At 56.1% G+C, this 23,766-nt stretch carries 18 protein-coding genes and 4 pseudogenes; 9 read left to right on the top strand and 13 right to left on the bottom strand.

Going from position 1 to position 23,766, the window contains the following annotated elements; genetic code table 11:
• The first annotated feature begins 2 nt into the window (after window positions 1–2).
• Genes ACR0JI_RS03270 through ACR0JI_RS03260 form a run of 3 tightly spaced genes read left to right on the top strand, consistent with a single transcriptional unit; the run spans window position 3 to window position 3,315 of the window.
• Window positions 3–746 carry a polysaccharide deacetylase family protein gene (locus tag ACR0JI_RS03270; RefSeq protein WP_480495705.1) on the top strand — a complete coding sequence of 248 codons (744 nt, stop codon included), beginning with the start codon at window positions 3–5 and terminating at the stop codon, window positions 744–746.
• Window positions 747–779: 33 nt separating this feature from the next.
• Window positions 780–1,751: an NAD-dependent epimerase/dehydratase family protein gene (locus ACR0JI_RS03265; protein WP_480495703.1), complete on the top strand. Its 972-nt coding sequence runs from the start codon at window positions 780–782 to the stop codon at window positions 1,749–1,751.
• 34 nt (window positions 1,752–1,785) lie between these two features.
• Entirely contained in the window at window positions 1,786–3,315 is a 1,530-nt protein-coding gene (locus ACR0JI_RS03260; protein WP_480495701.1) for a GMC oxidoreductase, read from the top strand.
• A gap of 22 nt (window positions 3,316–3,337) precedes the next feature.
• Here ACR0JI_RS03260 and ACR0JI_RS03255 read toward each other — a convergent pair whose 3' ends face one another.
• Window positions 3,338–4,582: a glycosyltransferase gene (locus tag ACR0JI_RS03255; protein ID WP_480495699.1), complete on the bottom strand. Its 1,245-nt coding sequence runs from the start codon at window positions 4,580–4,582 to the stop codon at window positions 3,338–3,340.
• 240 nt (window positions 4,583–4,822) lie between these two features.
• Between ACR0JI_RS03255 and ACR0JI_RS03250 the strand changes: the two genes are divergently transcribed.
• Window positions 4,823–5,998 carry a glycosyltransferase family 4 protein gene (locus ACR0JI_RS03250; protein WP_480495698.1) on the top strand — a complete coding sequence of 392 codons (1,176 nt, stop codon included), beginning with the start codon at window positions 4,823–4,825 and terminating at the stop codon, window positions 5,996–5,998.
• 32 nt (window positions 5,999–6,030) lie between these two features.
• Here the strand turns inward: ACR0JI_RS03250 and ACR0JI_RS03245 are convergent, their stop codons facing one another.
• The 3 genes from ACR0JI_RS03245 to gmd are packed head-to-tail and all read right to left on the bottom strand — an operon-like array spanning window position 6,031 to window position 9,365.
• Window positions 6,031–7,413, bottom strand: a complete 1,383-nt coding sequence (locus ACR0JI_RS03245) for a class I SAM-dependent methyltransferase (RefSeq protein ID WP_480495696.1) — start codon at window positions 7,411–7,413, stop codon at window positions 6,031–6,033.
• Entirely contained in the window at window positions 7,328–8,299 is a 972-nt protein-coding gene (locus tag ACR0JI_RS03240; protein WP_480495694.1) for a GDP-L-fucose synthase family protein, read from the bottom strand. The genes ACR0JI_RS03245 and ACR0JI_RS03240 overlap by 86 nt, the downstream gene beginning before the upstream one ends.
• 16 nt (window positions 8,300–8,315) lie before the next feature.
• Entirely contained in the window at window positions 8,316–9,365 is a 1,050-nt protein-coding gene (gene gmd / locus ACR0JI_RS03235) for a GDP-mannose 4,6-dehydratase (RefSeq protein WP_480495725.1), read from the bottom strand.
• Window positions 9,366–9,729: 364 nt separating this feature from the next.
• On the opposite strand from gmd, the gene ACR0JI_RS03230 reads away from it, so the two are divergent.
• Window positions 9,730–11,415 carry a glycosyltransferase family 39 protein gene (locus ACR0JI_RS03230; protein ID WP_480495692.1) on the top strand — a complete coding sequence of 562 codons (1,686 nt, stop codon included), beginning with the start codon at window positions 9,730–9,732 and terminating at the stop codon, window positions 11,413–11,415.
• Between the two features lie 23 nt (window positions 11,416–11,438).
• Window positions 11,439–12,341, top strand: coding sequence for an MBL fold metallo-hydrolase (locus ACR0JI_RS03225; RefSeq protein WP_480495690.1), 903 nt, complete (start codon window positions 11,439–11,441; stop codon window positions 12,339–12,341).
• 30 nt (window positions 12,342–12,371) lie between these two features.
• On the opposite strand, the gene ACR0JI_RS03220 is transcribed toward ACR0JI_RS03225, so the two are convergent.
• The gene (locus ACR0JI_RS03220; protein WP_480495688.1) at window positions 12,372–14,195 is read right to left on the bottom strand and encodes a hypothetical protein; all 1,824 of its coding nucleotides are present in this window, start codon (window positions 14,193–14,195) and stop codon (window positions 12,372–12,374) included.
• A 205-nt stretch (window positions 14,196–14,400) separates the two neighbouring features.
• Between ACR0JI_RS03220 and ACR0JI_RS03215 the strand changes: the two genes are divergently transcribed.
• On the top strand, window positions 14,401–15,402 hold the full coding sequence (locus ACR0JI_RS03215; RefSeq protein ID WP_480495686.1) for a glycosyltransferase family 2 protein: 1,002 nt from the start codon (window positions 14,401–14,403) through the stop codon (window positions 15,400–15,402).
• A 41-nt stretch (window positions 15,403–15,443) separates the two neighbouring features.
• Here ACR0JI_RS03215 and ACR0JI_RS03210 read toward each other — a convergent pair whose 3' ends face one another.
• The 6 genes and pseudogenes from ACR0JI_RS03210 to ACR0JI_RS03185 form a co-directional block, all read right to left on the bottom strand.
• Window positions 15,444–16,082: a hypothetical protein gene (locus ACR0JI_RS03210; RefSeq protein ID WP_480495685.1), complete on the bottom strand. Its 639-nt coding sequence runs from the start codon at window positions 16,080–16,082 to the stop codon at window positions 15,444–15,446.
• Window positions 16,045–16,413: pseudogene (locus tag ACR0JI_RS03205) on the bottom strand (sugar phosphate nucleotidyltransferase); the annotation flags it as partial. The gene ACR0JI_RS03210 and the pseudogene ACR0JI_RS03205, both read right to left, overlap by 38 nt.
• A pseudogene (locus tag ACR0JI_RS03200) lies at window positions 16,388–16,641 on the bottom strand (GDP-mannose 4,6-dehydratase); the annotation flags it as partial. The pseudogenes ACR0JI_RS03205 and ACR0JI_RS03200, both read right to left, overlap by 26 nt.
• Window positions 16,638–16,967: pseudogene (locus ACR0JI_RS03195) on the bottom strand (dTDP-4-dehydrorhamnose 3,5-epimerase family protein); the annotation flags it as partial. The pseudogenes ACR0JI_RS03200 and ACR0JI_RS03195, both read right to left, overlap by 4 nt.
• A gap of 7 nt (window positions 16,968–16,974) precedes the next feature.
• Complete coding sequence (locus tag ACR0JI_RS03190) at window positions 16,975–18,306, bottom strand: arylsulfotransferase family protein (RefSeq protein ID WP_480495683.1); 1,332 nt, start codon at window positions 18,304–18,306, stop codon at window positions 16,975–16,977.
• Window positions 18,307–18,426: 120 nt separating this feature from the next.
• Entirely contained in the window at window positions 18,427–19,824 is a 1,398-nt protein-coding gene (locus ACR0JI_RS03185; RefSeq protein WP_480495682.1) for a hypothetical protein, read from the bottom strand.
• Window positions 19,825–20,297: 473 nt separating this feature from the next.
• On the opposite strand from ACR0JI_RS03185, the pseudogene ACR0JI_RS03180 reads away from it, so the two are divergent.
• Together ACR0JI_RS03180 and ACR0JI_RS03175 are read left to right on the top strand one after the other, a co-directional pair.
• Window positions 20,298–20,570: pseudogene (locus tag ACR0JI_RS03180) on the top strand (integrase core domain-containing protein); the annotation flags it as partial.
• A 211-nt stretch (window positions 20,571–20,781) separates the two neighbouring features.
• On the top strand, window positions 20,782–20,994 hold the full coding sequence (locus ACR0JI_RS03175) for a hypothetical protein (protein WP_480495680.1): 213 nt from the start codon (window positions 20,782–20,784) through the stop codon (window positions 20,992–20,994).
• 46 nt (window positions 20,995–21,040) lie between these two features.
• On the opposite strand, the gene ACR0JI_RS03170 is transcribed toward ACR0JI_RS03175, so the two are convergent.
• Window positions 21,041–22,063, bottom strand: a complete 1,023-nt coding sequence (locus ACR0JI_RS03170) for a ParB/RepB/Spo0J family partition protein (protein ID WP_480495678.1) — start codon at window positions 22,061–22,063, stop codon at window positions 21,041–21,043.
• Window positions 22,064–22,136: 73 nt separating this feature from the next.
• The gene (locus tag ACR0JI_RS03165; RefSeq protein ID WP_480495677.1) at window positions 22,137–23,552 is read right to left on the bottom strand and encodes an AAA family ATPase; all 1,416 of its coding nucleotides are present in this window, start codon (window positions 23,550–23,552) and stop codon (window positions 22,137–22,139) included.
• Between the last annotated feature and the right edge of the window lie 214 nt (window positions 23,553–23,766).

The raw sequence follows: 23,766 nt of genomic DNA, 5'->3' as shown, positions 1-23,766 counted from the left end.
CCATGTCCGCCTGGCAGGCCGATATCCTGATGTATCATTCGATTTCGGATGCGCCGGGGCCGACCTCGATCGCGCCCGACATCTTTGCCGCGCAGATGCAGGCGCTGGCGGCATCCGGCCTGCCGGTGGTCACGCCGGACGCGCTGGCCAACCCGCCCGCCCCCCGCGTGGTCATCATCAGTTTCGATGACGGGTTCCAGGATTTCGCCGACACCGCCTGGCCGATCCTGCGCGATCACGGATTCTGCCCGATCGTCTATTTACCCTCGGGCCTGATGGGCGGCAGCGACCGCTGGGCCGGAGGCAATATCCCTGCCCGCCCGCTGATGGGCTGGGACAGGGTCGAGACGCTGGCAGCTGAAGGGGTCTGTTTTGGCGCGCATAGTGTCACTCATCCCGATCTCACCACGTTGGATGCGCTCATGCTGGAAGAGGAAGTCAGCGGATCCGGTCAGGACATTGCCGCCCGGCTTGGCCAGCCCACCCGGCATTTCGCACCGCCTTATGGCGCGTCGAACTCTAGCGTTCTCAGACAGATCGCGCAGCATTACGACACCTCGGTCGGCACAAGGCTGGGCGTGGCCAAAGCGGGGGATGATATGCACGACCTGCCCCGGCTCGAGATGTTCTATTTCAACAACATCGCCCGCTGGAAGGCGCATCTTGCCGGACGCGGCGGGCCCTATCTCACGGCCCGCAGGGTAATGCGCGGCATCCGTGCGATGGTGCGGGGAAAATCGTGGTAAAGTTGGTTCTTACACAGTGACTGGTACAAACAAATGCATATTCTGATTACCGGTGGCGCCGGGTTTATAGGCTCCCATTTAACGGAACGACTGATCGGTGAAGGGCATCGGGTCACGATCCTTGACGATCTGTCGACCGGGCTGATGTCCAATCTGGCTTCTGTTGCGGACCACCCGGGCCTCACTTTTGTCAAAGGCAGCATTCTTGACCGGGGGCTGGTCGCCGAACTGGTCGATCCGGCGGATGTGGTGTTCCACCTGGCGGCGGCCGTCGGGGTCAAGCTGATCATGGACGAACCCAGCCGGTCGATCCTGACCAATGTGGCGGGGACAGAGAACGTGCTGGATGCCGCGCTGGTGAACAAGACGCATACGTTCATCGCCTCCAGTTCCGAGGTTTATGGCAAAAGCACCAATTTCCCCTTTCAGGAAGAAGGCGATCTGACCATCGGCGCCACCCGCAATCTGCGCTGGTCCTATGCCTGTGCCAAGACGCTCGACGAGTTTCTGGCACTGGCCCACGCGCGTGAATCCGACCTGCCGGTCACGGTGCTGCGGTTCTTCAACACCACCGGTCCGCGTCAGACCGGGCGCTATGGGATGGTGCTGCCGAATTTCGTCAAGTCAGCACTGGAAGGCGCGCCGCTGATGGTCCACGGCACTGGTGAACAATCACGCTGTTTCGGCCATGTCGCCGATGTGGTCGAAGCCATGTGCCGTCTGATGACCCTGCCCGAGGCGCGCGGCGACGTCTTCAATGTCGGCACTGATCAGGAGGTCACGATCCGCGAGCTGGCCGAACAGGTCATCCGAACGACCGGCTCTGCCTCGGAAATTCAATGTGTTCCTTACGACACGGTCTATCCCGAAGGCTTCGAAGATATGCAGCGCCGCCTGCCCGATGTCTCGAAACTGCAACGTGTCACCGGGTTCCGCCCGATGCGAACGCTGCAGCAGATCATCGATGACATCGTCGCCGAGATGAAGCGCCCGGTTCCCGCATGAGGCCGCATACCCCGGCACAGACGGGCCCAACCTCGTGACCGATCTGGTCATCGGATCGGGGCCATCGGGGGTGTCCGTGGCCAAGGCCCTATTGGCGCGGGGGCGACAGGTTTTGATGCTGGATGGAGGGCGCAGACTGGAAGGCTCGGCGCAGGCCCGCCGTGACAGGCTGGCCGCGGCCGGTCCCGAAATCTGGTCCGCCGATGATGTAAAAGCCTGGCAAGCTCCTCAGTTCGACACGCCATCTGGGCAAGTCCGCCGGTTCGGGTCGGATTTTGCCATGGTACCGGGGGCGGAAACGCTGGTATCGCCCGACCGGATCGGATTGCGCGCCACACACGCCACAGGCGGGCTGTCCAATCTCTGGGGCTCGGCCGTTTTGCCCAACCGCGCCGAAGATATCGCCGACTGGCCGATCGAAATTGACGATCTGTCACCGCATTACCACGCGGTTGCGGAATTCCTTCCCATCAGCGGTCGGGTGGACGCATTACAGACTCTGTTCCCCACCCTTTCGATGCAGGATCGCGCCCCTCTGACCCCATCGCCGCAAGCCGAACGGATGCTGACGCATCTGGATCGCCAAGCAGCGAGGCTTGCGAAACTGGGGGCCCATGCCGGTGCCGCGCGGCTGGCTGTTGAACCCGGTTGCCAATATTGCGGCCAGTGCCTGCATGGCTGCCCCTGGGGTCTGATTTATGCGTCCGGGCAAACGCTTGACGTCCTGCGTCACAATCCGGATTTCCGCTATCGCACCGGTCTTGTCCGCCAGTTCGATGAACGCCCGGGTCATGTCAGGGTCACGCTGGAGGACGGCGAAACCCTGCAGGCCGACCGTATCTTTGTCGCCGCCGGGGTTCTGGAAACCGCGCGGCTGATGCTGGCGTCATCTCCGAACTCCGCAGCCCGCTTGCAACTACAGGACAGTCAGCATTTCTTTCTGCCCAGCCTGCACCGCTGGCGCGCGCCGCGGCGCCCGGACCGAAGACCCTATCACACCCTGCCGCAGATCTTCATTGAATTGGATGACCCCGCGGTCTCACCGCATCTGGTCCACGCGCAGGTCTATACCTGGAACGAGTTCTATGCCCATGATCTGATCAATACTTATGGCTCGAAACTGCCCGGATCGGCCCCGTTATGGAGGCTGCTGGCGCAACGGCTGGTCGTGGCGCAGGCGTTTTTACATTCTGCCCATTCCGCCCGGATCGATCTGACGATGGCCGCAGACGGGCGGCTAACCCCGACCGTGCAAGGTAATGACGAAACCGAACAGGTCATGACGCGCGCCACGGCACGCATGGGGCAGGTCCTGAAGCTGGCAGGGCTTGTGCCGCTGAGTTTCGCCCGCCGCCCCGGCGATGTGGGATCCAGCTTTCACGTGGGCGGCTCGGTTCCCATGGCCAAAACGCCTGGTGCGGGGCAGTCGGATATTCTGGGGCGACCGAAAGGGCTGTCACGGGTACATCTGGTCGATGCCTCATGCCTGCCAAGCATCCCGGCCACAACCATCACTTTCTCGGTCATGGCCAACGCCCACCGGATCGGAATGCTGGCCCCCTGACAGTGTTACAACTCCGAGGTGTTTATCCAGCGCCGGTTTCAAAGACCCCAGCTTCCAGCGCCGCAGCCAATCTTTGGTTTCCTGCACCATGGGCCACGCGCGCCAGCGCCGCGCCATACGCCTCCAGCACGGGTGTTTCGTGCCAGATCTCCAGAAACGCCTTACGTGCTGCAGCACCCTGAACTGCGCGCTGGTCAGGCTGGTGCTGAAGGTTACGCATCGCTGCAATCAAATCATCCTCGGTCTCGAACAGTTCCCCGCCCCCTGCCCGCTCGACGATCTCGGGGAACGGACCCAGCCGCCGGGCGATCACCGGCGTGCCCAACCGGAAGCTTTCGATCAGGATGATGCCGAATGTCTCGTAACAGACCGAAGGCACAATCAATCCAAGTGCGCCGCGATAATAGGCATTCAACTCGTCAGGTGTCTTGCGGCCCAGGAATTTGATCCGGTCATTGCCTGCGGCTTGTGCCTTCAGCTCATCCGCGTAATCGCCATCTCCGAGGATCAGCAGATCGGCATCCGGGTAACGATCAAAGGCCGGGAACACATCCTGCAACCCTTTGATTTTTTCCAGCCGTCCGACAAACAGGAAATAGGGACGGTCATGCGCGGCGGGTTCCGGCAAAGCGTCCTGGTCCAGATCGGGCAGGAAATAGGGCAGCACCTGCATCTCCTGCCGCAGGCCGAACTCGCGATGTTTGGCCCGGCTGAATTCGCTTTTGGCGATGATCAGGTCCATGTGATCCAATGCCCGGTCCAGCGCACCGGTATAGCGCCACAGCTGAGGCGGACGTTTGTAGTTCAGCACGCAACGCAGGCACTGGCGGTCATCGCACAACTCGCGCCCGTGCCGCCACAGCACATGCGTGGGGCAGACCAGCCAGTGCTCATGCGCCTCATAGATCTTCAGCCCTTCGCCCATCGGCAACAGGCCGGGCCCGCCGATCAGCGAAGTATTGTTGTGCCAGATGATATCCGGTTTCCGCTCGGCCAGTATCTCGCGGATGCGGGCGGCATGGACAACCGGGCGGCCAAGCTGCTGGGTCAGCAGGTTCGACATCATACCATTGCGGCTGCGCAACCCGATCCGCCGGACCCCGTCCGGGGCACCTTCTGGCTGTGGTTTGCCGCCCAGGATCAGATAGCTGTCTTCGTCATGCACCACCGTCACATCGTGCCCCCGCGCCACCAGCGCCCGGGCCATGCGCTGAATACCAATAGCATCGCCGCCAAAGGAATAGGGAGGATAAAATGTAGTGAACATCAAAATGCGCAGGGACTGCATGTGACTCAAACCGGATTACCAATGGCTTTCCGGTATGAAACACGATCCCCACAACATTCGAAAGTCGGAAGCCATACGGACAACCGGTTCGCATCCGGTGTTGCGAACATGTTGCAAATACATCCGAGCTTTGACACGCCGTGACCGCAGCATAGGCAAACAACGTTCACGTGCTATTATTGGGAAATAGTTCAGAAATTTGGCCCGAATCCGCTTCAGATGCAGACCGATCCACCCTCAGACCCACTCCATATTGTCGAAATGGGCACCCAGTTCGGGATGGGCGGTATCACCCGGCATATTTTGGGTTTAAGCGATTGGTTGCAGGCGCGTGATCACCGTGTCACCTTGGCAGGCACCGCTGATATCTGGGGCGGACCTGGCCAGCAGTCGGATTTTCTGGACTTGCCCACTCGCTTCGTCGCGGGCGACGGCGGCAGCATGGCCAACCGGCTGCGCCATACGGCGAGTGCCGCTTGGCGGCTGCGGCGCTGGCTAGCGGACAATCCGACCGATCTGATCCATTGCCATGAATCAGCCCCTGCCCTAGTCGCCAATCTGGCCCGCACCGGGCAGCGCATCCCGGTTGCCGTTACCTATCACGGGTCGGAACCCGAACGGATTGCCGCCTTTGGCCGGATTGCCGCGAAATGCGATCTGGTGATCACGCCTAGCCATCGTTCTGCCGAAGATCTGGCCAATATTGGAAATGTGCCGCGCGACAAGCTGAAGGTGATCGGTCTGGGCGTCTCCCCTCCACCTGATGACAGCGTAGAAGAAATCGCCGCGCTACGGGCCGAACTGCTTGTGAATGGCGACCGGCTGATTGTCACGCTGGCCCGCCTGTTGCCGCAAAAGGGGATCGACATCTTGATCGACTGCGTCGCGCAGATGAAGGAGACGCATCCCGGCTATCGCTTCGTCGTTGCCGGGGACGGGCCAGATGAGGTGCAGTTGCACGCGCGGGCGCGGGACAAGGGGCTTGGCAAACACCTACAATTCATTGGCCGCACCGATAAGCCTATCCGGCTGTTGCGAGCAGCCGACCTGTTCTTGCTGACCTCAAGGTGGGAGGCCCTACCCTTTACCATCGCCGAGGCGTTTCAGGCCGGAACCCCCGCCGTGGCCACCGCTTGTTCCGGCGTGGTTGAGTTGATCGATGACAGCGTTGGCGCTGTCGCTCCCATTGGCGATATCGACGCGATCTGCGCGGCCGTGTCGGATGTCTTGTCAGATGAAGACCGCCGCCAAATCTTGGCTGAAAACGCCCTGAAACGCAGCCAAGAGGATCGGTTCGATCCAGACTGGGTGCACCGCCAGTTCGAAAAGACCTATTGTGAACTGATTAAAACCACCGGCGGAGTAGTGCCCACATCTTTTTTAGCGAACAAATAGCCCGCCAAGGTCCAGGCGAAGCATTCACGAAATCACACAATCTGAATGACCGGGAACGGAGAAATAAACTTCACACCCGCGTTGCGTATATTGGTTTCACGCTTGAGGATGCCGTCACGGAAATGCCAGGGCAACATCAGGTAGAAATCGGGCTTCAAAGCTGCGGCTTCCGCCTCGGAAACGATTGGAATGTGTGTCCCCGGTGTAAAGCGGCCGAATTTCTCTTCGTTCACTTCGACGATTGCGATAATATCTTCCGACGTTAACCCGCAATATTGCAAAAGCACGTTGCCCTTGGTGGAAGCACCATATCCAAGCACTCTGTAACCCTGACTCGTAAGGCCACGAATGAGGCGCACCAAATCTTCACGATGACGTTCTACCCTGTCAGCAAAAGCAAAATAGGGGGCCGGCGTGTCCAGTTCCCAGCGGCGCTCTTGCTCTAATTGCCATTCTATAAGAACCTGGTTCGTCGCAATTTTGCTGTGATCGTGGGCTGCTGTGATCGCGATGCTGCCGCCATTTATAGTATTGAGTTCAAAATCAACGATCTTGAGCCCCGCTTGGCGAAGCAGGTTATGTATCACCATTAGCGAATAGTATTCGATATGTTCGTGGCAAACAGTGTCGTATGAGTTTTTGCGCAACATGGTGGGCATGTAAGATTGCTCAAAATGCCACAACCCATCGTCGGCAAGCACCGCAGCCACGTCCTTGACGAATGCGAGCGGATCTTCGAGATCGTAAAACATGGCAATCGATGTGACGATCTTGGCTTTTTTCCCGGTTGCAGACCAGTAGTTCTGGGCCGAGAAAAAGTCGGAAACAAGACCGACGTCATCCGGATAATATGATTTAAACTTGTTGCCCGTCGGGTCGATGCCGAGGCGATCCAGCCCTTCGGTCTGGTACGCCTTCAGAAGTGTTGAATCGTTGGAGCCGATATCGAGAATAGAGTCCCCTGCCTTGAGACCTCCCATGGCTTCCAGCCGCCCGACCGTGCGCCTGAGATGGTCCACCATGGACTGGTTCAGTCCTGATCTGTAGCCATAGTTATCGCCGTACATTTCTGTCGGCTCGTAGGAATGGCCAAGCTGTAACAAACCGCTGGATGGAGACCATACCAACTGCAGCGGCCCTACGGTCACGTGCTCATCGGTCGTGGCCGGGAAAACCCCCGTAAGGGCCTGCTCTCCAAGATCCAGAACCGTTATGAGGTCATCTGCGCCTCCGATCCGGCAACGCTCAATGCTTTTATAGGAAACCATTTTTTCCTCTCGCTCGAATGATCCTGAAGCTGCCGGGGGACGGCGCACGCTGTCTGACATACTATCCATTGTACATACTCTTTGATCGGCGGAAGAGTTCACCGTCATCTGACTGCCGAAGTCCACGATAAAATGCGACAGTTTCACGAATGCCGTCCCGGATTTCGATTTCAGGGGACCAACCCAATGCGCGCGCCTTCGAACTGTCCATGAGTTTGCTCATCATGCCGACAGGCCGGTCTGTATCAAAGACGAAATCGCCGTTATATCCCATAGCCTCGGCAATCATCTGGTAATACTCCAGCACCGAATGCTCGACCCCGTATCCGACGTTGAGCAATTCAGGCATCTTTGTCAGCTCTGCAATATGCGCCAACAGGAAGCGCGCGAAATCGTCAACAAACAGAAACTCTCTCCGCGCGGTTCCGTCGCCCCAAATCGTAACCGAGGGATTACCTTCCTTGATCGCAGCGTCAATTTTTTGAATGGCCGCTCCGATCAAATGGCTAAAGTCGGGGGTAAAGTCGTCATAGGGACCAAAAAGGTTACAGGGTATGAATGTACGGTAAGCCAAGCCGCTTTCGGCATTGATATATTCACAATGCCTGGCACCGCAGATTTTCGACAGAGCGTAACCTTCACTGCTCGACTCCAGGGGCGCCTCTAAAATGTACTCTTCTTTCAGAGGGATCTTGTAATCCCGCGGGTACATGCAACTGCTTGCAACAAATATGAAGTTCGGAACACCTGATTCATACGCGTATTGAATGGTGTTCGTATTGATCTGAAGGTTCTGAACCAGAAAGCTGACGGGATTTTCGACACTGGCCATTATGCCGCCAACACGCGCGCCACAGTGAATGACCGCGTCATACCGGTTGTTTTCAAAATGGGCTTTGACAGCAGCTTGGTCTCTGAGATCCAGTTCAGATTTGGCGGGGGCGTTGATCTGAAAGTCCGGGCATAGATTATTGGCCAGCCGTACCACGGCTTTTCCAACCATCCCTCCACCGCCTGTCAGTAGAATGTGCATACCAGTCACCCATTAATCACTGGCGCGTATTTTCGGCCGCACGAATGTCAGCTGCAACCATTTCATGTACCAGCGCTTCGAATTTCATTTCAGGCTCCCAACCAAGAACCTCTTTGGCCTTGGAAGCATCGCCGAGCAATAAATCCACCTCTGTCGGCCTGAAGAGTGCCGCATCAATCTCAACAAGGGTTGCTCCGGTCTTGGAGTTGATGCCAACCTCATCGACACCACTGCCTTCCCATTTGATATCGACGCCAATATGAGCAAACGCGGCTTCTACAAATTCACGCACAGAATGGGTTTCACCGGTGGCCAGCACATAATCCCCTGGCTTGTCCTGCTGCAGCATCTGCCACATGCCCCGAACGAACTCACGCGCATGCCCCCAATCGCGTCTGGCTTCTAGATTCCCAAGGTAGATTTTCTCTTGCGATCCATTGTGAATTGCTGCGACGGCACGGGTTATCTTGCGGGTGACAAAGGTTTCACCGCGAATTGGGCTTTCATGATTAAAGAGAATGCCATTTGAGGCGTGAAACCCGTAGGCATCCCGGTAGTTTACCGTCATCCAATAGGCATAAAGCTTGGCAGCGGCATATGGGCTGCGGGGCTGAAACGGGGTTGTTTCAGATTGAGGAGCTTCTTTGGTATCGCCGTAAAGTTCGGAGGTTGAAGCCTGATAGAACCGCGTTGTTTTCTCCAGGCCAAGTATCCTGATCGCCTCCAGCAGGCGTAATGTGCCCACGGCATCGGCATTGGCCGTGTATTCGGGGGTTTCAAAGCTTACGGCAACATGGCTTTGGGCCGCCAGATTATAGATTTCGGTAGGCTGAGTGCTCTGAACAAGGCGCAGCAGATTTGTTGAATCTGTCATATCGCCATAATGGATGTAGAATCTTGCATCCTTTTTATGCCGGTCAACCAAGAGATGATCAATCCGACCGGTGTTAAACGCAGAGGACCGGCGTCTAACACCGTGAACGACATATCCTTTGTCGAGTAGAAATTCTGCGAGATAGGCGCCGTCCTGGCCGGTAACGCCTGTGATTAATGCAACTTTAGACAGCTCTGGCACTCACTAACCTTAATACTAACCAATATGAAGCGATCAAAACCTGTGATTTTGGCGCCAACAGCGGCGAAACCACATCGTGCCTCTCAGGAGTAATCACTATACCACCAATACGATAGTTAAATTGGTAGGTAACTTCCCCCGCTTAAGCAAGTAAAATATGGAAATCCGTCGCTACCTTCAGGACAATTTCTGCATATATTTCCTATTGTTGACGCGCGATCTGACTATGCCGCGCCTTTCTGCAGACAACAACGCTGACTTAGCCCCTGTGCACAGATCAAACTTGTGATGTGAAACACATGTATCCTATGCTCAGGAAAGGTAGTGTATTTTAAGTGTTTTAATGGTTTCAAGCATGTCCTCTCGCAGCGCTGCAATCCTTTCCATTCTTTTGCTTGCCATAATTGTTCTCAGCCGCATCATTGCAATCTGGGACGGGCGGGATCCTGGTTATGACCAGGCGATGCTTATGTCCAACTTCCCGCTTCCGTCCTTTTCCGCCTATTTCCAACCGCTACCCTATTTTGAACAATCCACTCCGCTCGGGTCGGTTATCGAACTCGACATCGCGACACATATCTTCGGGAATGAGGGCCTTTCGCGGTTTACGGCGGTTCGTATCGTCGCAGCAATATTGGCCATCTGGGGGTATTTCATCATCTGGCGCATTATGCGCCGTTATCTTGACCTTCCCGAGGCGCTCTGGTCTCTCGCTCTTCTGGCTTCCACCAATGAAGTGCTTCTTTTCACGACAAACCCCAAACATTATGTTTTTGGTTTCTTTTTTGCATGTGCCCTGCTTTGGATAGGCCTTTCTTATCTGGACTCTCCCACGGTCAGACGGGCCATCGCATTCGTCGGCTGCGCATTCCTGACATGCGTGTTTGAGTTCGCATCGCCCTTGATACTGACCGCCGTTGGTGGAGGGATGCTGGTAGAGACAATTTCAAGACACCTAAATTCCAATGCCGGGACGCCAGAGCTCTGGCGTTCGATGTCTCGATTACTTATTCTGGGTATTCTAGTGCTGACGGTAAGTGTCGGATTTCATCTCTGGTACACCCAACCCATGGCCGAAATCCAACAGATCGCCTACGCCAACCGCTATGAACAATCGATCCTGAACATATGGGCCCCGTTTTCAGAGCCTACGATTAAGGCTGCTCAGGCAATACTGAACGTATATTACCTGATGATCGAACCGGCCTATTTTCCACAGCTTTTGTACGCGGCAGGGCTGATCAGTCTGCTACAGGAAATCCATATTCTGTGCGCTTTGATCGCGCTCGTCGGATTGCCCACGTATTGGCGCAAAGCCCCCATTCTGGCAGGCGGTCTGGTCGTCGGCTCACTGGCGTTCCTGACACTGAACACCATGGGGCTGCTTCCCATCATTTTTGTTCGGCACTTCATGTTCTTCACACCGTTCGCAGTACCCTGTTTCGCAATCGGTATAATCGTAATCCTCAGGGCTGCTCTGAACGTCGTGCGGCTGGGGGCGCAAACATCTTTGATCGTATCCCTGATGAGCCTTGGGCTGGTCACTGTCGCACTGATCCGCTCAGCTGATTTGAAGAATGCCGAAGTTTCGGTACATCTTGAAACGGTCGAACATCATCCCGCGAAACTTTGGGTCTATTACGGGGCACAACCCAGTTTACGGGCTTTACGACCGGATTTGATGAGCGGAGAAAACTTCGAAGTGATCGGGCTACTCAATCACGACAGCTCGGCACAGTCCTGGCAGATGCAGGCACGCGATGACGACAACTTTCTGACAAGCGATGATTATGTTGAACGGGCGGGCAAATGGCTATCGGGAAACGACCCGATCTGGTTACTCTTTGCACATTACTGGCCAGAGAATTTAGTGCCCGATGGGATATCCCGATTTATCGAATTGGCGAAAGCGGACGGGCGCGTCTGTGATGAACAGATCGACAAAGGGGGAATCCTGGTTTTCTGCGCCCAACCTGATGCATTCCCAGAGTATTTGACATCGGCGCCAAGCGGGCTTCCGAAGGGGGGAGATCTGCAATGAGTTTGCGAGCCATATTACTTGTGATGGGGGCGATCCTTGCTTGCCTGGCGGTTGCCTGGATCGGCTTCATCAGGTGGTATTACTACAAGGACGAAGGCCAGGAGCTCGCCTATCTGACAGAAGAATACATTGCCGCCCTCGACTTTCGGATGACCGAGTTACACCAGGGCCTTTATCTGCTGCAAGGAAATGGTGGTAATGTAACGGTTCTCACAGGCCCTGAAGGTGTATTGATCGTGGACACCGACGAAAGGTTTCTGACGGAGAAACTGATCAATACAATTGAGCAACTGAACAGCGGCCCCGTACAATATGTTGTCAACACACATGCGCACGGCGATCACACCGGCGCAAATGCCGAGTTCCGCTGGTTGGGCGCTGAAATTATCGCCCACCCCAACACATTTATAAGCCTCAAGAACTCCCCCGAAGAGACAAGGGAAAGCTTGCCGACAAAATTGGTATCCAACGGGGACCAGATGCAATTCAATGGGCAAACCATTACATTCATCCACATCCCGTTTGCCCATACCAACGGTGATATCGCAGTGCTGTTTGAACCAGCGAACGTCATTGCGACCGGCGACATGTTTGTAGCAAACGGCGTGCCATATTTAAGCGCGCAAGAGGGCGTGACGCTGGCAACGCACCTACAGGCACAGATCGAACTGCTGAAACATCTTGACGCTGAAACCGTGATCATTCCCGGGCACGGCGGGGTTTCCAGCAAGCAGGATCTGATCGAGGTCCACACTAATCTGAAAAAGACCGAGGAATACGTCACCTTCCTGAAAAGGTCGGGCATCCCCGTACGTTTCATACCGTATTTCCATCCGCTTTATGCCTGGCCGATATCACTGCATCGCGGCTTCGGCTGGGAAAGGTTCTGGCTGGGCATCGTGTATCACGGGGTAGATGAACAATGACGCGGCCTTGTCCCCGACGCAGACCCGCGATCACTCGATAAGCAGCTCCTCGCTCCAGGTTATTGATCCGTCCACATCCATATATGAGACGGCAATGGAAGCCGGGGCAGCTCCGCGCCAGGCGGCTGTATGGAAACACCCGTCGGCCCAGGAATGCCCCGACGATTCTATACCAGAAAACGTCGCCACGCGGCCCGGCGCATCTGTATCAGAGACGACAACCTCATAGTTTCTTACAGACGTATCACACGCATCACGAAAGCGGATCACTGCGGTCCGGGTAAAACAAATTTGTCCGATATCAGCATTACCGCTATCGACACAGCTTTCGTCCGTAAATCCATCCACCGCCGACAAACAAACATATACCGTCTTGTCGTGAATATAGACCGAGTCATAGGCGGGAAACTTGGCACAGGCTCGCGGCCCGTCCGACAACCCGCCCTCTGCGTACCACGGAACATTGAAAAGACTTTTGAAGATTCCGATGAGCGGATTACCGGGATGGAACGATGTCCACCCTATGATATCGCCCCACTCAAGGTCGTGGTATGCCGTGCCGCCAACAATCCTGAATGGGCCGCCGTCATAGCCTTCGACGCTAGAAACCCGCGCCATGATCTGGGCTGCCAATTCACGGTCGCGCGTTCCCGTTTCAATCTGATCGTTCCACGCCGCAGCGGCGACCATCACATGCACTGCCGCAAATGCAGCGGGAAAGACAAGCAAGGCAAGGCGCCGCCTGAAATGACCCAGGATAAGACCGGCCGATGTAAGATAAAGTACCGACCAAAGAATTCCTGAAAATGCAGCGGCGCGGGGCGGCAAATAATTGCTTTCGCTTGAGAGCCAGACAAAAAGCGGCAGAAGCACCGAAATTCCGGCCGCACCGAGAAGCACTCTGACAGGCACCTGCCGCCGGGTCCCTGATCGTCCGGTGGCCTCTACAGCAGACCACAGGACAAGCAGGCCGGTGAAGACAAAGAAGCTGACATTCAGCCATTTCAACCATCCGGGAATGAACTGCAGCGTGCCGGCCCAGACGCGCAGGAACTGCACGGGAACCTCTGCCAGCTTCACCACCAGGCTGGATGCCGAAACGATCTGAACACGATCCACGGTCGGCGGGCGTGGATACAGTGCAAGTGCAAGCTTGGTTTCTATCGCATAAAGCAATCCCGCAAGGGTGACGCCCGCGATCGCAACAAGGGTATAACGCACCAGTTGTTCACGTGTGAACTTGTCCACACGCATGTAGGCAACGAACAACAAAACGGCCCCAAACGGCGCAAATGGCTGATAAATTGCGGCGCAAAACGCGATAGACTGGGCGGCCAACAACACCAGAACAAGAGCATTCTTCCAATCACTCGTGGTGCTTTTCCAAAACATCCTGAAAGCGCCAAGGGACAGAAGCAGCGCCAGCGGGTAGGCGAAGGCATGGCTCGAGAAATTCAGAACGTTGACCATGTAAAGGTGGTGGACACCCAACGCAAAAATAAACACGGTTCCCAGTGGCTGCAGCTCTTCGTTGACCGCAGCGCGCGCACAAATCCGGGCAATGAAGAACAAGACAAGGGCCGCGAGCCCCGCTTGCAGCCCCGGCATGAAGCGCTCGCCGAAGATGTAGACGAATATCAGCTCCATGGCCCATCGGCCTTCGTCGGTCGTCCAGTTCACCGGTATACCGCTGCCAAAGGGCGCACCATGAACCTGACGCCAGTCGTCAGCAGTCCGTCCATCGGCGACCAGCCCCGGAGCGGATGCAATCAAAAACACGGCCATGGACACTACAAAGGCCTGAGGCCAGCGACACATACGCTTAAGGCTGTCAAATAGTCGATCGTAGTTCATGGCGACCTCGCTACATGTACCAAATTTACCGTTACTTCACCTGATTTCATCCGAAACCGAATTTCGGGCACCGGGATGCCATGACCTTGCTGAACGGAAAAGATTCTGACAAGAATCCTCATCGCTTTGTCGTACTCGCGCTTGATGATATTGATCAAAAGAGAAATTTATTGGGCCTGTCTCTGGCTTGTGATGAGGACTTGGAATGAAACCAACGCTGTCAATTGTGGTTCCAATGTACGATGAGGAAGCGGTCCTTAACACCTTTTTCGCGCGCTTGGTTCCACTTCTCGAAGATCTCGGAGAAAGCTATGAGATCATTCTTGTCGATGACGGCAGCACTGATTACTCCGCCGATATTGTTCGCAAGCTCCATCAAGAAAGCCCGCAGATCAAGCTGATCGAGCTGTCCCGCAATTTTGGCAAGGAGAGCGCTTTGACGGCCGGTCTCGATTACGCATCGGGAGAGGCGGTTATCCCGCTCGACGCGGATCTTCAGGACCCGCCCGAACTGATCCGCACATTCGTCGAGAAGTGGCGCGAAGGGTATGACGTTGTCTACGGCGTGCGTGCGAATAGGAACCGCGATACGTTCCTTAAGCGCGTTTCTGCGGGTATCTTCTATGCCTTTATCCGTCGGCTTGCCGGTTTTGAGATGCCTTCAAATGCCGGTGACTATCGGCTGATGGATCGCTGTGTCGTTGACGCGCTTGGTCGCCTACGCGAACAGAACAGATTCATGAAGGGGCTGTTTGCATGGGTCGGATTCAAACAAATCGGCGTGCCTTACGAGCGCCCTGCCCGCGCGGCCGGTGAAACCAAATTCGGCTACTGGAAGCTGTGGAACTTCGCAATTGACGGATTTACGGGCTTTACGACCCTGCCGCTCCGGCTTGCCGGATATGTCGGTTTCCTCACCGCGTTCATCGCTGTCGCCTACGGGACATATCTTGTTTTCCGGACGTTCTTCTCAGGGGTGGATATTCCCGGTTATGCCTCTTTGATGGTCGCAGTACTGTTTCTAGGCGGGCTTCAGTTGATGGTTTTGGGTGTGATTGGTGAGTATCTGGGCCGATCCTATTCCGAAGCCAAAAAACGACCTCTTTACGTGGTGCGCGATTCCCTGGGGTTTGAGGCGGTCGACATGCACGACCGGCGGATTGCCGACGCGGCTCTTACGGTCCAAAGCCAACAACCCGTAAGGTAGGCTATGCGCCTTCAACCCGGCACCGTTTCGCGCGCGAAACACTACCCTGCCCGAGCTTGTAACCACTCCCGCAATTCAGCCAGGAACGCATCCGAAACGTTTTCACCCGACAATGTCAGGTGGGCGCCGTTTCGGCTTTGAGTTAGATGAATACCCCCGATGATTTCCGGTTGTAGCACGCTGGCTTCAGTTCTTGGGTGATTGCGAGCCTTCTTGCTCAATTTCAGTGTCGCCTGTGTTAGAGACTGACTCTCCTCTTCGGAAGTATGGACCGGGTCATCAACCAAAGCCTTGATAAGCTTGGAGGCTGCCTTGGAATCCTCCTTCAAAACTTTGGCAACCGACAGTCCCAACCGTTCAGGGATCGCTGAAGGGAAGCGCAGGTGATCATCCAGCGCGTGATAGATCGTAATGAAGGATCCGATCTTTGACCGTTTCGCCCGGCTGGCCGACGCAAACAGTCCGCGCAGGGCAGCGGCCTCATCCGGGTAAACGCCCTGCTCTGCCGCCCGCGCCACGATCCGAGCACGCTCGTAATAGCTGAGCCCGACACGGATTTCGTTTTCCTCGACCATGGCCACATACGCGTCTGAGGCGCTCTGCGGCTGCCTGAGGAACGCGCGAACGGTTGCAAAGCGCGCCTCACCCGTCTCCTGCACCAGCGCTCGCAGCGCGGTCATGCGCCGCCAACCCGTCAATGTTTCGGTGACTTCCAAAGATGGCCCGCAAGCAAATAAGGGTAATGCGTTGCCACCCTGACTGGCACGCAATCTCTTCCGGGCAGCCGGTCTGCAGCCCCTGACGTTTCTCAAGCGTGCGGGCGAAGTTGCCCGCCTCCAGAAGGATGCGCATGGGTGCTCGTGCCTAGCCAGGCATAGCCGCGCCCCATGGTTTCGACCCTAAGCTGGCCTTCTTCCAGATACATCTGCTGCAGATCGGTGATTTCCAACTCGCCCCGAGGGGATGGTTTTATCTGTCTGGCGCGGTGCCGGCCAAAAAATACAGACCCGTCCCCCTGCCCTTCCCAATAACCGCGCACTGCTTCCAACAGCGTTTAGGTGCCGACGACATTGGTTTCGATAAAGGCGCCAGGGCCGTCGATTGAGCGGTCCACATGGCTTTCCGCCGCCAGATGCATGATCGCGTCCGGGGTATAGTCGACCAGCGACCGGCCCGGATTGCCCGCCCTACTACCGCCGAACCGATGAAACCTGCACCTCCTGTCACCAGTAGCTTCACGATCTGCCTTCCCAGACAAACGGGTTGTCAAAATCCGCCAGTGCCGACACGATCTTGTTCTTGTTGGACAGCACCGGGTCGCCAGTCAGACCCCAATCGATGCCGCAACTGTCCCAGCTCACCGCCCCGTCGCAACCTGGTGCATAGTAATCGGTACATTTGTAGCAAATCTCGGTGTCGGGCTCGCGCGTGACAAAGCCGTGCAGAGACCCTTTTGGCACCAAAAGGTGTTTTCCATTCTCTGCGGTCAATTCAACACCCAGCCACTGCCCATAGGTGGGTGAGCCTGTGCGGATATCGACAACAACATCAAACAACGCGCCGCGAACGCCATCAAGGGCAGGACCAAACGTCTCGATCTACATAATTCGGCGGATAGCGCCGAGCTTCCTCAACCAGCGCGGCAGCGCTGGCTCCCACGACAAACACCATTGACCACACGGTTTCTCCATCAGGTGTGATCTCGAAAACGCGGCCTGATGTGCTCTCGGTTATAAGAATATTACCGTTGGGCAGTACCTGATGCCTGCCCATGATAAAGCTGAAAAACCGCTGATCGTCGGTTTTTGGATAAACTGTCTCTGCCAGGCCGGTCGCAGGATCGAAGCGAAGCACACCGGCTCCCTCGAATTCGCGACCTGGCATCCGTCGATCAAATCCATTGTCAAAAATTGTGATGGTTCCGTCCGGCGCGATATCGGGATCATGCTGCCCCAGCCATGGCCCGTGCTGCATCCAAACGATCTTGCCGCTGGATTTGTCCAGCACAGCCAGCGCGTTGAGGTTGCGCATGGAGAGTAGCAAATCACCTGGCTCTGACCCTGGAATGCGTGCACTCAGTTCAGGGGTGACAACTTCGATATCGTTGAGATGTATCGGGTCCAATTCTTCCGGATTGAGCCCGTGTATGATGTCGAACTCCTGATTTTCCACCAACCAGTCAACCGTTGGTTCCAAGATCGGGACATCTTCGATGATGCGCCCCTCGGGATCGATTAAAAGCGCTGAATCGGCATAAAAATTATCGGAATTCATGATTGCTTCGACCGAGGCTCCCGGAAGCATGTATTCTGGAGCGATGGTTGCCGGATCACGTTTGTTTGGAATCCAATAGGTCCCGTCCGGATTCTTCGTGATCGAGTGATGCGTCATCTGATCAACGGTCCAGACGATATTCCCACAAGGATCAAGGCGTACGGTGCCGCGTTCTGCGAAATTAACGAGGACAGAGCCATCTTCTTCCAGAGCTATCCCCTGAGTATGATACTCCCCGAACTTCCGAGGAATATTTTTCTCTGGTATTATGTGTGACGGGTCGGGCCAAATTGCATGGAAATCAAGAGGCCATTCACGCAGAAGTATACCATCAGCGTTATAGACACGCGCTCTTGCACCTTCGTCAAACATGCCTTGCACAACCGTGAGTCCGGCCCAACTCCGTTCAGGATCATGCTTGACAAGGCCTACGCCCTCATAGCGGCGTGGCATCCACCGAGGGTCGCGAAACCACGGGCCACGGATCAGTTCCTCGGCCGTGTCTTTGGCTTCCCGGATCAGTGCAGTCGGCGGCAGGTTCAGAATAGCGGTGGACATACCCGCCAGAAAAGCCAAGACCGCACCGCATACAAGAAAAACAATAAAACTAACTAAATTGTTGCGTTCCACTACAAATTACTCCTAACACTTGCTGGCTGCGATTGCCGCTGGCACTGTGTAACCACAGTACTGAACGCGATCAGAACCCAGATCTCAATTTTCTTAAAAAGAAACTTTTCCATTACAACCTCACCTCACCGCTCGCGCCACCAATGCGTCGTAGACGGCGGTCGCCTCCTTTAACAGATCTCCAGAAAACCCTTCATCCATCTTCGCGTCTGGCCGGGCATGAAAGAACGGGCGGAAGTTCATGTTGCCGGCACTGAAGCCCAGCCGCTCAGTCAGCACTGGAAGCACCTCGTTCGGTCGGGCGCGAAGATCGTCCTGCACCACGATATGGCACGCGTCGCAATGTTCCGTGACTTCACGAAATGCCGCGATCCAATAGGCCAGCCAGTAATTCGGATCATCAAGCCCATACTCATCGACTGCCAGATGAGGGAAACCCAACGGCTGATGAAGCAGACCGAACTCCAGATGACCTATGTCGCGCATGTAGCGCAGGACAAACTCGTCCTCTTTCTGCCGCCTGAGAAAGTTTCTGTGCTGGCGTAAAAGCGACCACGCATGCGCTCCGGGGTGCCTGACCGGGACAACAATGCCGCAGCCGGGGAAACAGTTCGGCAACAGCCGCAGCCGGGCGATATTGGCGTTGTTTTTGGACAGGTAGCGCGGCGGAACCTGCCCGTTGACGGCAGCCGCCGCTTTGCGCAAGTAACATATTTTCCTGAAATGCGTTATGAAAAATTCCTGTGCTTCCGTGCGAAAATCTGCCTGATGCCAGAGCGTTATCTGATCTCCGCCATATTTTTTTGGCCAGAACAAGCGCCAGAATACTTCGTCAAAAGCCTCTGGGCTGTCGAGCCCGATCCGCAACCCGTCGCCATGTGCCCGTTCCACCTGAGTGACCTTGCGGTTCAGCAAATTACCCATGCCGTTCCACAGATATGGTGCCGAGATAAAAGGCATGTCCCTGTAGCGATGCGTCGCCAGCCCCTCAACTTCGGACAACGCATTCAGCAGCGACGTCGTGCCGCCGCGCGCCAGAGATGTGATGAATACCGGTGGCCCGACCTTAAAATCCCCAACCCGCTTGTCAAAGGCATAGTCATCAATCCTGGCCGTCGTCCGGTGAAAACGCGGACCTGAAAACGCCAGCATATGTGCGAACCGATCAGTGGTTCCATAGATTCCGGTTGTGCTTGTCTCCCGCGTCCTTTCCCGGGTCTTTCGGCGCAATGGCCACCCGATGGCGATCGCCGCCAACGAAACACCGATGATGTATTCGGGACGCAGCATCAGCGACGTTGTTTCGCTGATAGCGGCAAGACCCAAAACGTCCGCAATCAGAAGGGGAACTGCCGCAGCGAGAAGAGCCGCGCCAAACCGCCAGAACACTCTCCAGCCATGCACAATGAGGGACCAACCGGATTGCCGGACCAAAACCTCCTTGGCGTCGTCGTCCATCTCGCTGTCCAGCATTGCAGAGATGCCCTGCATCGCGTCATCCGCAAGGCTCTTTGTCACCCCAACAATCCTCAAGAACCAAAGACCAAAGCCGAAACCGGCGACGGCGAACAATGAAACAAAAAACGCGACCGTCATTGCTGAGTGTCAGCGTCCTCAACCTTCACATCACCAATTTTTCTTTTTCTGAGGGCGCGTTTCAGCGGAAACCATATAAACCCCATGACAAGGAGGAAACCTCCAAGGAAAATTGCGACCAAGGTGAAAAGGGCACCAAGCCCTGCCCCCGGGCCGATATAGGCATGGGCGGGCGTTGCCAAAAGCAACAATAGGGCGGCCTTAGTCCAAATACGCATGAACACCTCACTGGCTAACGTTGGCTACTATGTTCTTTTGCCTGCACAACAATAAGAAAATCTCCGTAAGGTTTAGCACAGCACCTCGCTTGACTCAAAAAAAATAGATCGAAACCACGGCATGCATATGCCAGCGAATACAGTACCGGGATATCGGCCAAACTGTTATTCGGGCAGCATGAGCAAACTCAGGGAAAGATCGAGCGCTGGCACCAGACATTGAAGACCCGCATTTTGCTGGAAAACTACTACCTGCCCGGTGATCTCAGGCAGCAGATCGACGCCTTTGTCGATCACTAAAACCACCGGCGCTATCACGAGAGCCTGCTAAACCTCACCCCGGCCGGTGTCTACTTCGGGCGCGGCCACACCATTCTGAAACAACGAGAAAGGATTAAACGGAATACACTCGAAACTCGGCGTTTGCTTCGCAGCAAATCCGCCGCATAATCAAACCAACCAGATGCGCCAGATCCTCTCCTAGCTCAGGCGGCCATCTGTCCCAAAATCCCTGACGACGGACACATGAAGGGGCTATTTGCGTGGGTCGGGTTCAAACAGATCGGCGTGCCTTACCGCGTTCATTGCTGTCGCCTACGGGACATATCTTGTTATCCGGACAATCTTCTCAGGGGTGGATATCCCCGGTTATGCCTCTTTGATGGTCGCAGTACTGTTTCTAGGCGGGCTTCAGTTGATGGTTTTGGGTGTGATTGGCGAATATCTGGGCCGATCCTATTCCGAAGCCAAAAACCGACCTCTTTATGTGGTGCGCGATTCCCTGGGGTTTGAGGCGACCAACATGCACGACCCGCGGATTGCCGACAAGGCTCTTACGGTCCAAAGACGCCGGTCCAAAGCCAACAACCCGTAAGGTAGGCCATGCGCCTTCAACCCGGCACCGTTTCGCGCGCGAAACATTACCCCGCCCGGGTTTTCAGCCAATCCCGCAATTCCGCAAGAAAGGTACCTGAAACACCCTTGCCGGACAACGTGAGCTGCGCTCCATTGCGGCTCTGTTTCAGGTGAATACCGCCGATCGTTTCTGGATGCGGCGCGACGGCCTCGGGGATGGCAGACTTCCGATCACTCTTGTCCAGTTTCAGGATCGCGCGTGCCAAACTCTGCCCCTCATTTTCGGGTGTGTGGGCCGGATTAACCTTCAGAGCTTCGGCCAGCATCGAGACAGCCTTCGGATTATCTTTCAAAACCTTCGCAACCGACAACCCCAACCGTTCAGGAATGGCCGAAGGGAACTGCAGATGATTATCCAGCGCGTGATAAATCGCCACGAAAGACCCTATCTTGGACCGTTTGGCCCGGCTGGCTGATGTGAACAATCCGCGCAGGGCGGCGGCTTCATCCGGGTAAACCCCTTGCTCTGCCGCACGCGCCACGATCCGGGCGCGCTCATAATAGCTCAGCCCGACGCGGATTTCGTTTTCCTCGACCATGGCCACGTAAGCGTCAGATGCGCTCTGTGGTTGCCTGAGAAAGGCACGCACGGTTGCAAAGCGCGCCTCGCCCGTGTTCTTTGCCAAGGCCCGCAAAGCGGTCATGCGCCGCCATCCAGAAATCAGGCCGTATCGCCCCCCTTCCAACTCCACCACCTCGATCGGAGTTTGCTGCCCGCGCGCCTTCAGGCTTTCCTTCAACGCCTCCATATCCGCGTCATCAGCCGCCAACCGGTCGCGCACCAGATAGGTTTCCTCGATTGAATCCAGCGGCAGGTCCTGCACCAACCGCCCCTCGGCACGGGCGGCACGCAATTCTCCGGACAGCTCCTCCAGTGCCGCCTGAGCCGCCGTGGCTCCGGCCACCTGTGCAACCGGAGGCGCAGCGCGGGGCGTTTCCGCAGGGAACATGGGGTTCAACCCGGGGGCAGGGCGGGTGTCTTCCAGATAATCCGGCCGGGCAGGGGTCAACCGTTTGCGTTTTGCCATCACTTTCTCCTTTTCCAGCGCGGATCAGACCCTGTTTCGGGCGCCACTGATGTGTTTCGCGCGCGAAACATGATCACCTTAGCGCCAGTTCCGGCGTCCCCGCCGCTTCGGCCTGCTGCGCCAGTTCCTCACCTCGCCAGACGCCAATCAGCAGCTTCTTGAACGAGGCATAGGTGGCATCGAAGGTTTCCCGCCCGCGCACATAGGTCTCGCGGTTGAAATCGCGGTAATCGGCCTCGTAGATACCGTTGACCTGTTCCCCGGCCTGCCCGATCAGCGCCGTGTAGCCCTGCCAATGCGGTGACAGGGTGCGGCCCAGATAGGCTTGCATCAGCCCGGCCAGCTCGGCCTGCTGGCTGCCGTCATAGCGGGTGATGATTGTGCGCACTGCGTCCCATTGAAAGGCCATCTCGGGCCGCCCCAACGCGCGGGCCGCCATGTTCTCACCATCTTCGATGGACTGAAACGTGGAATGCAGCATGTCAAAGAACCGCCCGGTGGAGTCGAATTCCAGGAACGAGGCCCCCATGGGCACCAGAAGGATATCCGAGGCGGCCAGCCCGTTGATCGTCAGATAGCCAAGGGCAGGGGGGGTATCGATGAAGATGATGTCATACTCGTCCAGCACCCCATCTTCGTCCAGCGTATCTGTCAGCGCATCCCACAGCTTCCAGCTGCGGCCCTGCATTCGCCAGACGGGGATCTGGAATTCCGCCCAGTACAGGTTCAACTGCGCGCCGATCAGGTCGATATTCGGCCAATGCGTGGTCTGGATCAGATCGCTGCTGCGGACCTTCAGCGCTTCGGACAAGGTGTCGTCGATCGGATGCGGTGCCTCACCCCGATCAAGCCGCCCCTGATTGTCACGGCGCAGATGGGTGGCGTAGTGGCGGGCGAGCAGAGGGAACACCGTCTGCCATTCATCGGTTACCTTACCGCCAAAGATCGACGTCATCGAACCCTGACTGTCCAGATCAATGACCAGCACCTTGTAACCATCCAGGGCGGCAGACATGGCCAGATGCGCGCAGGTTGAGGTCTTGCCAACACCGCCTTTGAAATTGGCGACCGAGACGATCTTGGCAGGTAGCCGGTTGGGCCGGTAAGGGCGGTACTCCTTGGCTTTGGACCCCTCCGAGGCAAAATGTGCCCTCAGCCGCAGAACCTCATCCAGCGTGAACCACTTGGCCCCGCCCTCGGTTTCGGATTGCCCCTGCGGCAAGTCCGGGTTGCCCTTCAGCACGCGCCGAAAATGGGCGGGTGCGACAGGGATCAGATATTTGGTGATTTCCCAGGTTGAAAACAGGCGCAGCTTCTTCTGACCGTTTTCCTCCAACCCCCGGTTTGCCAGATCACTGCGCCCCCGTGCACAGGCATCCGCGATTTGTGAAAACTTACCCGTGCCGGTTGGATTTCCAAGTTCAGCATAAGCAAGATCCGGATCAATATTGAAATAAGGGGGAAGCCCCTCGGAGGTTGCTGCTCGCATTGAAAACCTGCCTATGTGCTATGTTTTGATTAATATACCACAAAAGGAAGCATGTGGAAGCATTATGAGTACAAAACCGGATTTTCTAAGCAAAATTAAGGGGTAGAAAGTCTTCGAGACGCTGCTTTTGAGCGTATAGCAAAAAAATGTTCAGTTAGAATCCTGTTATCTTATTAGTTACAGGTGAACTTGAGTTCTATTAAGTATAAGAAAA

Source organism: Ruegeria sp. N10, assembly GCF_056531545.1.
The sequence above is the reverse complement of the archived record's forward strand: the minus strand, read 5'-3'. Positions and strand labels throughout refer to the sequence as shown.

Coding starts and splice junctions, on each gene's coding strand:
- ACR0JI_RS03230 (WP_480495692.1), top strand. CDS start 9,730: ATGTCCTCTCGCAGCGCTGCAATCCTTTCCATTCTTTTGCTTGCCATA.
- ACR0JI_RS03265 (WP_480495703.1), top strand. CDS start 780: ATGCATATTCTGATTACCGGTGGCGCCGGGTTTATAGGCTCCCATTTA.
- ACR0JI_RS03215 (WP_480495686.1), top strand. CDS start 14,401: ATGAAACCAACGCTGTCAATTGTGGTTCCAATGTACGATGAGGAAGCG.
- ACR0JI_RS03255 (WP_480495699.1), bottom strand. CDS start 4,582: ATGTTCACTACATTTTATCCTCCCTATTCCTTTGGCGGCGATGCTATT.
- ACR0JI_RS03170 (WP_480495678.1), bottom strand. CDS start 22,063: ATGGCAAAACGCAAACGGTTGACCCCTGCCCGGCCGGATTATCTGGAA.
- ACR0JI_RS03165 (WP_480495677.1), bottom strand. CDS start 23,552: ATGCGAGCAGCAACCTCCGAGGGGCTTCCCCCTTATTTCAATATTGAT.
- ACR0JI_RS03210 (WP_480495685.1), bottom strand. CDS start 16,082: ATGACCGCGCTGCGAGCGCTGGTGCAGGAGACGGGTGAGGCGCGCTTT.
- ACR0JI_RS03240 (WP_480495694.1), bottom strand. CDS start 8,299: ATGCACATTCTACTGACAGGCGGTGGAGGGATGGTTGGAAAAGCCGTG.
- ACR0JI_RS03225 (WP_480495690.1), top strand. CDS start 11,439: ATGGGGGCGATCCTTGCTTGCCTGGCGGTTGCCTGGATCGGCTTCATC.
- ACR0JI_RS03220 (WP_480495688.1), bottom strand. CDS start 14,195: ATGAACTACGATCGACTATTTGACAGCCTTAAGCGTATGTGTCGCTGG.
- ACR0JI_RS03270 (WP_480495705.1), top strand. CDS start 3: ATGTCCGCCTGGCAGGCCGATATCCTGATGTATCATTCGATTTCGGAT.
- ACR0JI_RS03175 (WP_480495680.1), top strand. CDS start 20,782: ATGGTCGCAGTACTGTTTCTAGGCGGGCTTCAGTTGATGGTTTTGGGT.
- ACR0JI_RS03250 (WP_480495698.1), top strand. CDS start 4,823: ATGCAGACCGATCCACCCTCAGACCCACTCCATATTGTCGAAATGGGC.